Origin of the sequence: Streptococcus parauberis NCFD 2020, from assembly GCF_000187935.1 — a bacterium.
Lineage (GTDB): Bacteria > Bacillota > Bacilli > Lactobacillales > Streptococcaceae > Streptococcus > Streptococcus parauberis.
In genome coordinates, this window is sequence record NZ_AEUT02000001.1 from 912,359 (window position 1) to 927,188 (window position 14,830).

The 14,830-nt window shown below is 34.8% G+C and carries 12 protein-coding genes; 3 read left to right on the forward strand and 9 right to left on the reverse strand.

Annotated features, from left to right (window positions below; translation table 11 throughout):
* Positions 1–37: 37 nt before the first annotated feature.
* Genes holA through SPB_RS04600 form a run of 4 tightly spaced genes read right to left on the reverse strand, consistent with a single transcriptional unit; the run spans position 38 to position 4,817 of the window.
* Positions 38–1,066 (reverse strand): DNA polymerase III subunit delta, encoded by a 1,029-nt coding sequence (gene holA, locus SPB_RS04585; protein ID WP_003104123.1) that lies wholly within the window; start codon positions 1,064–1,066, stop codon positions 38–40.
* A 46-nt stretch (positions 1,067–1,112) separates the two neighbouring features.
* The gene (locus tag SPB_RS04590) at positions 1,113–3,347 is read right to left on the reverse strand and encodes a DNA internalization-related competence protein ComEC/Rec2 (protein WP_254655067.1); all 2,235 of its coding nucleotides are present in this window, start codon (positions 3,345–3,347) and stop codon (positions 1,113–1,115) included.
* Positions 3,340–4,017: a helix-hairpin-helix domain-containing protein gene (locus SPB_RS04595; RefSeq protein WP_003106056.1), complete on the reverse strand. Its 678-nt coding sequence runs from the start codon at positions 4,015–4,017 to the stop codon at positions 3,340–3,342. The genes SPB_RS04590 and SPB_RS04595 overlap by 8 nt, the downstream gene beginning before the upstream one ends.
* A 59-nt stretch (positions 4,018–4,076) precedes the next feature.
* Positions 4,077–4,817 (reverse strand): lysophospholipid acyltransferase family protein, encoded by a 741-nt coding sequence (locus SPB_RS04600; protein ID WP_003103832.1) that lies wholly within the window; start codon positions 4,815–4,817, stop codon positions 4,077–4,079.
* Between the two features lie 139 nt (positions 4,818–4,956).
* Between SPB_RS04600 and SPB_RS04605 the strand changes: the two genes are divergently transcribed.
* Positions 4,957–5,727, forward strand: coding sequence for a tRNA1(Val) (adenine(37)-N6)-methyltransferase (locus tag SPB_RS04605; RefSeq protein WP_003104782.1), 771 nt, complete (start codon positions 4,957–4,959; stop codon positions 5,725–5,727).
* Entirely contained in the window at positions 5,717–6,001 is a 285-nt protein-coding gene (locus SPB_RS04610; RefSeq protein WP_003102955.1) for a GIY-YIG nuclease family protein, read from the forward strand. The genes SPB_RS04605 and SPB_RS04610 overlap by 11 nt, the downstream gene beginning before the upstream one ends.
* A gap of 13 nt (positions 6,002–6,014) precedes the next feature.
* Here the strand turns inward: SPB_RS04610 and SPB_RS04615 are convergent, their stop codons facing one another.
* Both SPB_RS04615 and cshA read right to left on the reverse strand, forming a co-directional pair.
* Positions 6,015–8,012 carry a KUP/HAK/KT family potassium transporter gene (locus SPB_RS04615; protein WP_003103019.1) on the reverse strand — a complete coding sequence of 666 codons (1,998 nt, stop codon included), beginning with the start codon at positions 8,010–8,012 and terminating at the stop codon, positions 6,015–6,017.
* A gap of 125 nt (positions 8,013–8,137) precedes the next feature.
* Positions 8,138–9,751: a degradosome RNA helicase CshA gene (gene cshA / locus SPB_RS04620; protein WP_003104600.1), complete on the reverse strand. Its 1,614-nt coding sequence runs from the start codon at positions 9,749–9,751 to the stop codon at positions 8,138–8,140.
* A gap of 149 nt (positions 9,752–9,900) precedes the next feature.
* On the opposite strand from cshA, the gene SPB_RS04625 reads away from it, so the two are divergent.
* On the forward strand, positions 9,901–10,677 hold the full coding sequence (locus SPB_RS04625) for a Cof-type HAD-IIB family hydrolase (protein WP_003103753.1): 777 nt from the start codon (positions 9,901–9,903) through the stop codon (positions 10,675–10,677).
* A gap of 256 nt (positions 10,678–10,933) precedes the next feature.
* On the opposite strand, the gene SPB_RS04630 is transcribed toward SPB_RS04625, so the two are convergent.
* The 3 genes from SPB_RS04630 to SPB_RS04640 all read right to left on the reverse strand — a co-directional run bounded on the left by SPB_RS04630 (position 10,934) and on the right by SPB_RS04640 (position 14,792).
* The gene (locus SPB_RS04630; protein WP_003103506.1) at positions 10,934–12,478 is read right to left on the reverse strand and encodes a peptide chain release factor 3; all 1,545 of its coding nucleotides are present in this window, start codon (positions 12,476–12,478) and stop codon (positions 10,934–10,936) included.
* A 152-nt stretch (positions 12,479–12,630) separates the two neighbouring features.
* Complete coding sequence (locus SPB_RS04635; RefSeq protein ID WP_003102527.1) at positions 12,631–13,323, reverse strand: TMEM164-related integral membrane acyltransferase; 693 nt, start codon at positions 13,321–13,323, stop codon at positions 12,631–12,633.
* A gap of 98 nt (positions 13,324–13,421) precedes the next feature.
* Complete coding sequence (locus tag SPB_RS04640; RefSeq protein WP_003105979.1) at positions 13,422–14,792, reverse strand: UDP-N-acetylmuramoyl-tripeptide--D-alanyl-D-alanine ligase; 1,371 nt, start codon at positions 14,790–14,792, stop codon at positions 13,422–13,424.
* Between the last annotated feature and the right edge of the window lie 38 nt (positions 14,793–14,830).

Here is a 14,830-nt window from a genome sequence, read left to right on the forward strand (position 1 = left end):
AAGTGACCATAAAGAAAAACTAATGCTGTCAGAATAGCTATGATAACAGTTTCAAAAGGAGAATATCAAATAAATAAGACTTGTCATAGGTACCAGTTTTAATTTGGAAATCTGTCTCTATCAGTGCTTTCACAGCAGATTGTAGATACGTTTTACTTAAAGTTCTTGAATCTTTAATAGCATACTTAACCTGATAGGGATTAATTTTTCGACCTAAAACATCAGATAAAGCTAATACAATTTGTTGTTCATTTTTTCCTTGTCCTTTTAATATTGCAATTTGTAAAAAGAGTCTAAACTGCCCAAGCATAATAGCTATTAACTTGATTTCATCTTCTCCGGTTAATCTTAAATCGTGGACAAGATTAATTGCATCTTCCACTTTCTTTTGTAAGAGAAACCGCGTTAAATCAAAGATATTATCTTGCAAGGATTTCGGGATTGCCTCGTCAACATCATACAAAGTAATACGACCTTCATTTTTGTATGATTTTAGAAAGTTAATATTTTTCAATATTTGACTAAAGTCATCGTTTGATTTTAAAAGTAATCTTTCAAATACACCACTATCATAGGATAAGCCCAAATGGTGACTGTACTTTTGAAAATAAGTCTTTGACTCGGCTTCTTTTAGCTGAGTTGCTTCAATGACTTGGGCATCTCTTTTTAATAGTTTAACAATTCGACGCTTGCCATCCAATTTACCGGGTGCAAAGATAATTAAACGCGTTGAATCCATAGGTTTTTCCAAATATGACTCAAATGATTTCAACTCATTTTCTTTAAGATAATTCTTTTTAGCAGTCGTTAGGTCTAAGAAGTGATCAAAAATAACTACTTTTTGATCTGCAAAAAATGGTAAACTCAGCAAATCAAGTTCAGCATCTTGGTAGTCAGTTTCTGATAAATCGAAATAGGAATAGGTTAAGTCGTCTTTATCGTAGGCTATTTTTTCCATTAAGACAGACTTAATTTGTGAAAACTGTCCAAGATCTTCACCAGTAACTATTGTAATTAAATCTAATTTCTCTTTGGTTAATTTTTCTATCTCTTCAATTGCAATCATGTCTATATTATAACAAAATTTAGTTAGTATTTGTCATCTAATTAGATTAAGGATTAACGCATTCGATTGTCCACTTAAATAAACCTTTAAATCGAATTGCTCCATTTTGGTCAGTCCGTAATGTATTAATTTTCCGTCGATGAAAACGACTTATGGTTTCTTGATGTGGATGCTTATAAATATTGTTTTTCCCAGCTGAAAATAAAGCTATTTGTGGTGAAAGTTGATCAATGAATTCTTCAATAGACGATCCCTTCGACCCATGATGACCAGCTTTCAAAATATCAGCTTTCAAATCGGGATAATTTCCCAATATTTCTTTTTCCCCATCAGCTTCTAAATCTCCAGTAAATAAAAATCGCTTATTCAACAATTTTCCATACAATACGATGGAATCATTATTTTTCCCATCCCCTTTTTTAAAAGGATAGAGAACCCTAAGCTGACTCCCCATAACAGGTAAAACATCTCCTCTTTTAATCACTTTCACTTTTCTTTTCATCTTATATAGCCTGTCTACAAACTCTTGATTCGTTAAACTACCTTGACTAACCAATATTTCCTTAATATTAATTGATTTCACAACATCCTCCATATCACCAACATGGTCTGTATCCGTATGCGTTAGTAATAGTTGATCGATCTTGTTAATACCCTGACTTTTCAAATATGGAATTAATGTTTTCTCCGCATTAGAAAGATTATGTCTTCTTTGCCATTCTATTTTTCCTTGTTGTTTATGGACTCCTCCAACGTCAATTAAGATAGTTTTGTTAAAGATATCCCTAATCAATATACTATCCCCTTGTCCGACATCAACAATTGTAATTTCATTTTTGAATGGCTGAGCAATTGAAAACCAAACAAGACTAAGAAGAAAAATAAGGAGATACCTCACATTTTTCCTATTCCAAAAATCATATAAAATAACTAGCAAAGCCAAAATTAGGAAAAGTTGAATTTGATTTGGTTTTCCAATAATCCATGCATGACCAAATTTTTCACATAACCAGCGAACAACCACTTCCATCGATTCAAAAATGCCGTTCAAGGTACGTAAAGGTAAAATAGGAGTCAAAAAATAAACAACTGTTAAAAGCGGCAAAATGAGCTGATCAAATAGCAAGGAAAATAATGCGGTTAAGAGAATAGATATTGGATGGTAAACCGAAAAGTAAAAAGTCAAGAATGGCAAACCGGCACATGCAATTGAAAGAGGGAAAATAAATTGTCGACACTTGTGATGATGATATCGATTGTTCAAAATCGATATAACAAATGCATAAGCTAAGGACAGTACCCCTCCTACAGTTAAGAGAAAATTAGGAGAAAAGACAAAAAGTATAAAAACTGTAAATGCAATATTATCTTCCTTACTAACCTTTAAGTTACTTAGATTCCTTTGAGATAAACTCCTTAAAACAGAAATACTATAGCCAGTTATTGCAGCATAAAAAATTGAAAAGAGCAATTCAATTCCTGGGAAGTACTCTTGTGGAATTGATATCTTGATTAAGACTTTTCGAAAATTATTAAAGAAAAATCCAACATGCATCCCTGACAAGGCAAAGAGATGAATAATTCCTAGCTGACTATATATATCTGTCATCTGTCCAAAACTTTTATCTAAAAATCCGAATAGCAAGCCAGTCATATAATGAGCCATTGGATCCGGATAAGTCTGCTGACAGGTAACAATAGCCAGTCTTCGCCATTTCACCAAGTGTTCAAATAGATTTCGGACCTTTGAAATACGCATTTTCTTAATATCTTTAAGTCGACCAATTCGAAAAATTCCATGATTTTTTAAGTGCTTCTGATAGTTAAATCCATTGAAATTTCTTTGTCCATCAGCATGCTCTAATTTTATTTCCGTTTCAATATCAAGATAATCACTGCAATTGCGATAAAATAAGAATTCCTCTTTCGTTTTCAGCTGATAAAAGATTTGATATCGATTTTCATTTTCTTCACCTTCAAAAGATAAAAGGTCTCCATTAATATTAATTGAATCAGGAATTAACCGAATATGGTAAATAACTTTGGGTTGATGCTTAAATTTGTAGGCGGAAATGTGAGAATTGACAAGAAAGTAGAAAGCAAAAAATGTAAGAACTAAACAAACTTTAACAAAAACTATTTTCCCATAATTGTTGATTAGTAATATTAAAAGACAAATAAAAAGCAGTACTGCTAAATGACTTCTACAATTAATTGAGTAAAACATCATTATTGTTATCAAAGCTAACTGAGCAACTGGAATCGGCAAGTATTTATTCAATACTTAAATTATCTTTCATTTTTTCAAGTGTTTTCTTACCAATGCCAGAAATTTTGGTTAAATCTTCCAGACTTTTGAAGCCACCCATTTTATCTCTAGCTTCGATAATTTCATGCGCTCGTTTTTCGCCAATCCCTGGAATTTTAGTTAGTTGATCACTTGTCGCACTATTTATATTAATCTTTTCATCATCACTAGGTGCGTCTGCAGCTTGGACTGTCGATGAGGGTAAAACTGATTTATTCTCACCCAATCTAGCAATATAAATAACAGATGCATCGGATAATTTTTGAGCGAGATTGATGGCTTGCCTGTCAGCATCTTGAGTCAGCCCACCGGCCATTTTGACCAAATCAGTCACTCGACTATCTGCTGGTAACTTATAGACCCCCTCTTGCTTAACAGCCCCTTTCAAATCAACCATAATTTGGTTACTTGTATCAGTCGACTTTGATTCTGCTTGGCTCTGCTCCTTGTCTTCTTTAACTTCTATAATTTCTTTTCTTAATTCAATCATGTCTTCTTCTTTTTGTTTATCGGCTGTGCTATTCCCAAAAACAAAAAGAGATAGAGAAAAAAGAAGACAAATACAAACAATAATTGCGATGATTCTGCCTAGAATATAGTGATTAACATACCACTGTTTTATATCTGTTAGAATTTCTTTCATAATCCACCTCACATATATATTCGTAAATAAAATAAAAAAATCATTCAAATGAATGATTTTTATTTTCTATGTTTATCAGGATCCCAAACGAAGCTTGCTATATATGAGAAAATCATCGTCAATAGTAAAACAATAATTAAAACAAGTGCTAATGGAATACGATAGAGATATGTTAGTGGATTAAGCGATTTTCCAGGCTGATAAGGAACCATCTCAACATCCATGCGGTCAAATTCTGCTTGAATCCTTTGAGCAACTTCTGCAATGCCCTCATCGTTCATCCGCTTGATATCTGAAATGTCTATTGGATTTCCGAAATTCATATCAACACGCTCACTATTAAGTAACCCTTTAACTGTTAGCGGACCAGCATAGGCGGCTGGCATAATTCGAACCTTGGCCATCTTGGCAATTACAGCTACACCACCTTTAACATCTTTAGAATGACGGCTACCACTTGGAAACATGACCAATGATTTGTCTTTCTTTTTTAAAACATTAACTGGGTATCGAATGGCATCATGACCTGGGTGTTCCCTATCAATTGGGAAAGCACCGCACATTTTTATCCACCAAGCAAATAAACGATTGGTAAATAATTCTTTCTTAGCCATAAAAATGAATTGTTTTGGTCGAGCAGCAAAAGCCATATAGACTGGATCCCAAAAAGTACGGTGTGGTGCTACCAAAATATAATTTTCATCAGCTGGTAAGATTTTTTCTTGATTATGGTAGTGAGTATTGCCATTAACAACCCACAATAAAAAGACTACTAAGCCACGTAAGTATGAATAGAACACGTGATTCTCCTTTATAATTTCTATCTTGTATATTGTATCATGAATACTAACTTTCGGAAAGTCTGATCTCTCTTCCTAATTTTTCTTTAGATACCATTAGTGGCTATCAGACTAGATTCTTTTTTGATATAATAAATGAATGGATAAAATAGAACTAAAGGATGGAGAGCGCATCGATCAACTCTTCTCCACAGACGTAAAAATCATACAAAATAAAGATGTTTTCAGTTACTCAATTGATAGTGTACTCCTATCCAGATTTCCTATAATTCCAACAAGAGGATTAATTGTTGATTTATGTTCTGGAAATGGAGCAGTTGGCCTTTTTGCTAGTACAAGAACGAATGCACCAATTATTGAGGTTGAACTGCAGGATCGGTTAGCTGAAATGGCTCAACGGTCGATAATTCTAAATAACTTGGAAAGCCAGGTGAAAATGGTCAATGATGATTTAAAAAATCTATTGAATTATGTTCCTCGTTCAGGTGTCGATTTAATTCTCTGCAATCCACCCTATTTCAAAGCTAAAGAATCATCTAAAAAGAATCTTTCTGAGCATTATTTGCTAGCAAGACATGAAATTACTACTAATTTAGAAGAAATTTGCCAGATCAGTCGACATGCATTAAAGTCAAATGGTCGATTAGCAATGGTTCATCGACCTGACCGTTTCATTGAAATTATTGATGCCTTGAGAAGCAATGGTTTAGCTCCTAAACGCATTCAATTTGTTTACCCTAAAGTGGGCAAAGAAGCAAATATATTGTTAATTGAGGCAATTAAAGATGGTTCTATCGAAGGGATGAAGGTTCTTCCTCCCCTTATTGTCCATGAGGACAATGGCGACTACACTGATCACATCCATAAGATATATTTTGGAAAACCAAATAAGGAGAAAAATGATCTCTAACGAGGAAATCCCCAAAGCTTACATGTATGTTTTAGAATGTGCAGACCATACCTTGTACACTGGTTATACGACTGATGTTGAAAAAAGATTAATAACACATAATGCTGGTAAAGGGGCAAAATACACGCGTGCCCGTTTACCAGTAACGCTACTTTATGTGGAAGAATTTGCCAGTAAACAAGAAGCAATGTCTGCTGAAGCATTATTCAAAAAACGAAAGTCAAGACGACAAAAATTAAACTATATTAATGAACATAAAAAAATTGAGAGCTAAACTCTCAATTTTTTTATTTAATTTCTTTTGGTGTTTGAAATTCTTTAATTGGTAATTTCAAAATATCTGAAAGAATCAATGGAACCACTTCGACTTTAACTTCAGAGTATTGAAGACCAAACCAGCGAGCTGGCGTAGCAGTGAAATGTTTAATACTTGCTTTAGTTTGCATGATAAAGCGTTCAAAGCCATTTAATTGACGCGCATTAGATACACGTTCTTCAATAATAACAAATCTAAAGTCACCAACTTTACGACCTGGTGTAATAGAGTATTCTTGAACTTGTTGAGGCAAGCGACCACTTTCCATCAAGTCTTGAACAATTGTTCTAAGATAACGTGGTACAGACTGAGGCATTCTAAATCCTAGGAAAAGTTCAACCTTCACCATGTAGTCTGTTCCCATCATATCAACTTTATACTTAGCAGTATATGGTTCATCGGTTACCTTAACATTAACAAACCAATACACCTTAGCACGTTTTGGTCTTTTATCCAAAATTGAGTAAAGAATGGATTTATCAATCATATTGTCTTGTAATCTATTTGTCAAATAAACAACGTTTGTTTGATAAAGATCAATTGCTTTATCATCACGTAAGGCTTTGATTTGATCTCTGTAATCCAATAGATTGAGTGATTTAACATATTTAAAGACAATTTTTGTCCCTTTATGCCAAATAAACATAACTGACACAATTCCTAAGGCAAGGATAACAACTACGTAACCACCGTGCATAAATTTAACAGCTGAAGCTGCAAAGAAAATGAATTCTATCAGTGCAAAGAATGACATAATAACATGAGCTATTACCGAGTTCATCCCCTCTTTAATTAAGTAATAATTTAAGAGTACGGTTGTCATCAACATAGTTATAGTGATAGCTAAGCCATAAGCTGCTTCCATATTAGCTGAATTTTTAAAGTAAAGCACCACACATGAGGTGATAAAACATAAGAGCCAGTTAATAACTGGAATATAAAGTTGTCCCAAGTTTTGACCTGGATAAGTAACTCTAAACAATGGAAAAATTTTAAGACGCATTGCTTCCGCAACCAATGTAAATGAACCAGTGATTAAAGCTTGTGAGGCAATGATTGCAGCAGCCGTAGCAATTAGCACCGCAAATACTCGGAAACTTTCTGGAACAGCAGCAAAGAAAGGATTTAATTCAATTCCACTATTACGGTTTGCCAAAATCCAAGCACCTTGACCACAATATGATAAAACGATACATATTTTAACAAAAGGCCAAGAGAAATAAACGTTACCCCGACCAACATGCCCTAAGTCAGAATAAAGAGCTTCTGCACCAGTTGTCGCAAGAAAAATTGAGCCTAGAATAAATATCCCACGATGATTTTCTGGACTTAATAAAAGATGTATCGCGTAATAGGGATTAATAGCTTTAAAAACTTCTAAATTTCCTAAGGCATTATATAGTCCTGTTAATCCTAAGAAACTGAACCAGACCAACATGACTGGTCCAAATAGCTTACCAATCAAACTCGTACCAAAACGTTGGATACTAAACAAACTTAATATTATTAGTAAAGTTGTAATAATAACATTGGTCTGATTTTGATAAATACTACTGATTCCTGGTACAGCTTTTAGTCCCTCAATTGCTGAAGTAACTGTGACTGCAGGTGTTAGGGCACCATCTGATAAAAGTGTTGCTCCACCAATCATTGCAGGTACAATCAACCATGGAGACATTTTTCTTACTAATGTATAAAGTGAGAAGATGCCACCTTCATGATGGTTATCAGCTTTTAAAGCAATCCAAACATATTTAATTGTTGTAATTAAAGTGAGGGTCCAAAATATCAAAGATATAGAACCAAGAATAAAGATTTCAGAAACACTAGATAAACCACCTTGGTTTTCAACCAAGGATTGCATTGTATAAAGAGGACTCGTTCCAATATCTCCATAAACAATTCCAAGTGCAATGATAAAACCGGCCTTCGATGCTTTATCAAAAGCAGCGTGATTGGCATTAGACATCCCAATCGTCCTCCTAAATTTCATAAAATACCAAAAAATGGTTGAAACCATTATAACAGATTATCAATAAAAAAGGAATTAAACTAAAAAGAAAAGTGCCGAGATCACTCAACACTTTCATTTTATTAGTTTGACTTGTTACGGATAACAAATCCCTTATCTTTACTTGAAGATTTTGTATCTTTATTGTAAAAATCTTTTGCATTGCGTTTAGGTTTACGTGAGCCAGTTGAACTTGCGTCATGGCTATCACGTTTATTTTTACGACGGTCGCCTTCACGATCATCACGAGATCCACCACGACGGTCATCACGTCTACCACGATTTCCACCACGGCCACGATCATTACGACCACGTCCGCCTTTACCACTCTTGCCACCACCATGGCCACCACCAACATATTTAAATGGTAATGGTTTTTCACGAGCGATTTCAACTTCTGGTTGATCAGCTGGATCTTGAACAGTTAAGCTTAAGATGTATAAAGCCAATTCTTCAGGTGTAAATTCAGAAGCAAGCTGGATGGCATCATCTTTGAATTTATCAAAGTTAGAACGAATCGTTTCATCTGCAAAATCACGTTCAATCTTTTTAAGAGCCACTTTCTTCTTAGCTTGAAAAGCTTCTTCAGCTGTCGCTGGTTTAAGTGGTGTCATTTGTTTCTTAGTGAGGTTCTCAATCATGCTTAAGTAACCCATTTCATTTGGGGAAACGAAAGTGATTGATTCACCTGATTTACCAGCACGGCCAGTACGTCCAATACGGTGAACATAGCTTTCTGGATCTTGAGTAATATCGTAGTTATAAACGTGAGTAACGTCAGAAATATCTAATCCACGCGCAGCCACGTCTGTTGCTACTAGAATATCAACTTGGTCACCTTTAAAATCACGAATAACACGTAAACGTTTATTCTGATCAAGGTCACCATGAATACCTTCAGCACGGAAACCACGTAATTTTAAACCACGAGTAATCTCGTCTACACGACGTTTTGTCCGACCAAATACAATTGAAAGTTCTGGTTGATCAACGTCCATCAAACGTGTCATAGTATCAAATTTTTCTTGTTCCTTAACACGAACGTAAAATTGTTCAACATTAACGTTAGTTAATTCTTTATTTTTAATTTGCACATGCTCAGGTTCTTTCATGAACTTAACACCAATTTGTTTAATCGGAGCTGGCATAGTAGCAGAAAATAGCAAAGTCTGACGATTAGCAGGAACTCGGCTGATGATTGCTTCGATATCTTCAAGGAATCCCATATTAAGCATTTCATCTGCTTCATCAAGGATTAATGTTTCAACATGATCTAATTTTAAGGCTTTACGCTTAATTAAATCTAATAGACGTCCTGGGGTACCAACTACAATATGAGCTCCTGATTTCAAAGCTTTAATTTGTTTGTCGATACTTGATCCACCGTAAACTGAGCGAACCTTAACGCCCTTATCACGACCAAAACGGAACAATTCTTCCTGACTCTGAACAGCAAGTTCACGAGTAGGTGCAATTACAAGAGCCTGAATGATATTTTCATCCGTACGGACCTTGTTTAAAGTTGGCAAACCAAATGCTGCTGTTTTACCAGTACCTGTTTGTGCCTGTCCAATAACATCTTTACCCTCAAGGGCTAATGGAATAGTCATCTCTTGGATTGGAGATGCTTTTTCAAAACCAGCTGTTACTACTGCTGATTGGATGTCTTCTGATAAGTTAAATTCTGTAAATTTCAAATGTTTCTCTTTTCTAAAAAGCAGTGCGAAGCTGCCTTATAAGCCTTTATAGTTCTGTCGTTCCATTAACAACTAGACTAGTGTAACACAATTAAAAATAAAAAGATAGGAAATATGTCATGTAAGTGTTTTTATGATATTATTGACTTATGAACTATAAAGGAATTGTATTTTTTGACTTAGATGGCACCTTACTTGATGCCACTTCACATGTTTCTGCGGATAATAGACTAGCATTGAATCAGCTAAGAGCCAATGGCTATTTACCTGTTATTGCAACTGGTCGTTCTGTACTTGAATTGGAAAATATATTAGAGGAATCAGGCATTTCTTCCGTAGCCATGCTTAATGGAATGGTAGTTCAAGTTGAAGGACAAATTATCTTCAAAGAAACAATTGATAACGCAGATATTGAGGAAACGCTCAAAATTGCAAATGAGCTTGGAGAAAGTATTGCATACTATACTCCAGATGAATTAGTCTTGGCTGGTTTATCTGAAGGCTTGAGAGGTCACTTTGCTTATTTTCATGGACCACTCCCTCGTATTGATAAAGATTATTTCAAAGAAGAAGATGTTAATATGCTTCTGGTAGGTGGGGCAGTTAAAAATAATGACCACTTCTACCAGGAAGGTGTTCCTAACCTAAAATTTTTACGGAATAGCCCCTTCTCTATTGATGTAGTCAAAAAAGGTTATAATAAGGGAACTGGTGTTGCTTTGATTAAAAAAGCCCTGCAGTCTGAGCACCTACCAACCTATGGCTTTGGTGACGGAGGAAATGATTTAGACTTACTAGCTGCCGTTGACCATCCAGTTGCTATGGAAAATGCCATTCCTGATCTGAAAGAATTAGCTGAATTTATTACCCATAAAAATACTGAAGACGGAATAGCTTTTGGACTTAGACATTATGGATTGATTTAAAAAATAAAAACCTAGTTATCTAAACTAGGTTTTTATTGAGCTTTACAATATGATTCTGCAAACATAGTATCACATTGTCCAAATGCAATTCAATCTTTGGTAATAGTGTTTCCAACCTTATCGTTTTAGTATGCTGAGATTGGATTAATTCCTATATCACTAATTGGACTATTTACTGATTGAGCAGAAAATGAAACGTTAGAACATTAGTGCAACATGAATAAAAACAGTATGAATTATCATACTGTTTTTATTTTTACATTTTTTCTTCTAATTTAACATCAGGATATTTATCCGCAAACCATCTTAGTGCAAAATCATTTTCAAATAAGAAGACAGGTTGATCGAAACGGTCTTTGGCTAAAATGTTTCGGCTTGATGACATACGTTGATCAAGGTCATCCTCACTAATCCAACGAACAGTCTTTTTACCCATTGGCGTCATGACAACCTCGGCATTGTATTCACCTTCCATACGATGTTTGAACACTTCAAACTGCAATTGACCAACTGCTCCTAACATATACTCGCCAGTTTGGAAATTTTTATAGAGTTGAACTGCACCTTCTTGAACCAATTGTTCCATTCCTTTATGGAATGATTTTTGTTTCATGACATTTTTTGCTGAGACTTTCATAAATAATTCAGGTGTAAAGGTTGGTAATGGTTCAAACTCAAATTTATTTTTACCAACTGTCAGTGTATCTCCAACTTGGTAAGTCCCAGTATCATAAACACCTATGATATCACCAGCTACTGCATTCTGAACATTCTCACGAGATTCTGCCATAAACTGTGTGACATTTGATAATTTGGCACCTTTACCTGTCCGGGTTAAATTGACAGACATCCCTTTTTCAAATTCCCCTGAGACAATCCTTACAAAGGCAATTCTGTCTCTGTGACGAGGATCCATATTTGCTTGAATTTTGAAGACAAATCCTGAAAAATCTTTGTCTAATGGATCAATCATTTTATCTTCAGTTGTTTTATGGCCGTGCGGTTCTGGAGCAAATTGCAAAAAGGTATCTAAGAAGGTTTGTACACCAAAGTTTGTTAAAGCTGAACCGAAAAATACAGGGGTCAATTCACCATCAAGAATAGCTTGTTTTGAAAATTCATTTCCAGCTTCTTCTAACAATTCAATGTCCTCTCGAGCCTGTTCATAGAAAGGATTGTTTGAGAAAAGTGAATTCCCTTCATCGAAATTAGCAAATCGTTGCTCGCCTTTATAAAGCTCTAAGCGTTGGTTGTGCAAATCATATAGACCTTCAAAAGCTCTTCCCATACCAATTGGCCAGTTCATTGGATAAGAGGCAATACCGAGTACTTCTTCAAGTTCTTCTAGTAATTCAAGTGGTTCACGACCATCTCTATCCAACTTATTGACAAAGGTAAACACTGGAATATTACGGTGTTTAACAACTTCAAATAACTTTTTAGTTTGTGCTTCAATCCCTTTTGCAGAGTCAATAACCATAACTGCTGCGTCTACCGCCATCAAAGTCCGGTAGGTATCCTCAGAGAAATCCTCATGCCCTGGAGTATCTAGGATATTAACGCGTTTTCCAGCATAATCAAATTGCATTACTGATGAAGTAACAGAGATACCACGTTGTTTCTCAATATCCATCCAGTCCGATTTAGCAAAGGTTCCGGTTTTTTTCCCTTTAACTGTACCTGCTTCGCGAATTTCTCCTCCAAAGTAAAGTAATTGCTCAGTAATTGTCGTTTTACCAGCATCCGGGTGACTGATGATGGCAAAAGTGCGACGTTTTTTTATTTCTTCATTTAATGACATATTATTTTCCTTGATTTAATCTTGTTATATTATGTTTTTTTGTTTTAAGATTACTTTTTTTACATTGGCTTTACTCCATTTAATTAACAAAAAAGAGTCATGTTTTAAACAACTCTTTCATTATATATGATTTTAGAAGCTTTCGCAATCTCTTACTTTCGAGCAACGACCTTTATCATTGTTTGACTATTTTCTTGACTCTTATCGAAGAGATATTCCACTGTTTTTATCATAACTGTTAGTCCACTGGTCACTACTATATAATTGAATACTAAATGATGGGAGTGAAAAATTGGAAGATCGGTTAAAAAACCGTAATTTCCTTTTGTCATAAGATTTACCATTAGGATGAAAAAATTAATATAGGCCAAATCTCTAAATAAAGCAGTTGGAGCCAAAGGTTGCTCTTGATAGTGATATAAGTATAGGAGACCATTCACCAATAGAGCATAATGACCTAAATAGAATGCAACATTGGTCACATGAAATAAGGAATAGGGATAAAAATCTGGTGAAATCAAAGCTAGGAATGTACCACCTATACCTAGTTTCATAAACAATTGCTTAAACCGACTACCATTTGGTAATAAAAATACGGCCAACATGGCAATCCGACAATGGTAAAAAGGCAATGCTTCATTTAGCGGAAAGCCCTTAAAGAGATACCAAATATATAGAGAAAAAATTTGTGTAATTTGAAGCCATATAAACATCTTGCCATAAAACTTTGAATCTTGTAATCTACTTGTCATCATCACTAGCATACAAGCTATAAGAATTGTTCCAAGATAAAAAACAGACGTAATATGTGGTATTCCAATTGGTTTTAAACTAAAAAAATCCATAAACATTCCTTTCTTTATCATATCATTATACCTTATAGTGATTTTCATAACAAGTTCATTAATTTAATAAAGTGTAAGAAAGTGTTTATAGATAATTATTAATTGTTTAGTTCTAAATACTCTACCAGTCGATCGAGGTGCATTGAATTGCTACCTTTCAAAAGAATCTGGTCATTTTGTCCTAGTTTTTCTTTTGTTAATTGGCAGAGCTCTTCAAATTGATCCAGCTGTTCATCTTTTTTGAAGAAATAAACATGCCCAATTGGGAACATCTGACTAGCTAATTGTGACAGTTCTTGAATGTCTTGTCCATAAAAAATTAATGTATCGATTTTCTCTGGACTCAGACTCATTATCAGTTTAGAATGCAAAGAAACGGAGTCAGGTCCTAGTTCTTTCATATCTGCAAGCACAGCAATTTTCTTGCCATCCGGATTATTAGGGATGTTAGAGAAAGTTTCGAGAATGAGTTGCATTGCTGTCGGGTTAGCATTATAAACATCAGATAGAATATCCGCACCATTTGCTGCCTTTTTCCACTCTGTCCGATTTTTTGTTAATTGGACTGACTCCAAAGCCTCAACAATATCTTCATCAGAGACAGCTAATAATTTTCCGACATAAGCCGCTATCATGGCATTGGTTGCATTGTATTTACCTGATAATGGTAGGGTTACTGCTTGATCAAGGACATTGGTTGTAAATGTTAAGGAATTTTTATCTTCTTTGATATCCTTAACAAATATTTCTTCTCCTTCACCAAATCGAATCACCATTTGGTTATCAGGTAGGTAAGGATCTATAATCGGATCTCCAGGTGCAAGTAGAATTCCATGAGAATCCATGCCATCAACAATTTGCATTTTTCCTTGAGCAATCTTTTCGCGTGAGCCAAAGAATTCTAGATGTGCTTCTGCGACGATTGTTAAAACAGCAATACGAGGTTGAGCAATCTCTGATAATAAATGGATATCACCCATATGATCTTGTCCCATTTCAAGCACAACTTTTTCAGTTTCATCAGGCATATGTAAAACAGTATAAGGTAAACCAATCTCATTGTTATAGTTACCTTGTGTCTTATAAGTTTTATAAGTAGTAGCAAGTACTGCTTCAATCATATCTTTTGTACTGGTTTTTCCATTAGATCCAGTTACGGCAATGACATCCAGACGCATTTTTTCAATATAATATTTTGCTAATGTTTGATAGGCATGTAAACAATCATTTACCAATAAATAAGGTTTCCCCTCAATAGGATGCTCAGAAAAAGTGGCCGCTGCTCCTTTTTCAAAAGCCAGTTCAATAAAGTCATGACCATCTCTTTCACCTTTTAAAGGTAAAAAAAGGTCGCCTTTTACAATTTTCCGGCTGTCAAATTCAATTTGATTCAGAGGAACGTCGTCAAATTCAGAAAGTGAATTTTGAGCCTCCACAACTTTTGCAATTTCATGTAATGATAGTTTCATCTTATATCCTTCTTAATCGAATCGTCCAAATAGACTTT

Coding starts and splice junctions, on each gene's coding strand:
- holA (WP_003104123.1), bottom strand. CDS start 1,066: ATGATTGCAATTGAAGAGATAGAAAAATTAACCAAAGAGAAATTAGAT.
- SPB_RS04595 (WP_003106056.1), bottom strand. CDS start 4,017: ATGAAAGAAATTCTAACAGATATAAAACAGTGGTATGTTAATCACTAT.
- SPB_RS04605 (WP_003104782.1), top strand. CDS start 4,957: ATGGATAAAATAGAACTAAAGGATGGAGAGCGCATCGATCAACTCTTC.
- SPB_RS04610 (WP_003102955.1), top strand. CDS start 5,717: ATGATCTCTAACGAGGAAATCCCCAAAGCTTACATGTATGTTTTAGAA.
- SPB_RS04615 (WP_003103019.1), bottom strand. CDS start 8,012: ATGTCTAATGCCAATCACGCTGCTTTTGATAAAGCATCGAAGGCCGGT.
- SPB_RS04625 (WP_003103753.1), top strand. CDS start 9,901: ATGAACTATAAAGGAATTGTATTTTTTGACTTAGATGGCACCTTACTT.
- SPB_RS04630 (WP_003103506.1), bottom strand. CDS start 12,478: ATGTCATTAAATGAAGAAATAAAAAAACGTCGCACTTTTGCCATCATC.
- SPB_RS04635 (WP_003102527.1), bottom strand. CDS start 13,323: ATGGATTTTTTTAGTTTAAAACCAATTGGAATACCACATATTACGTCT.
- SPB_RS04640 (WP_003105979.1), bottom strand. CDS start 14,792: ATGAAACTATCATTACATGAAATTGCAAAAGTTGTGGAGGCTCAAAAT.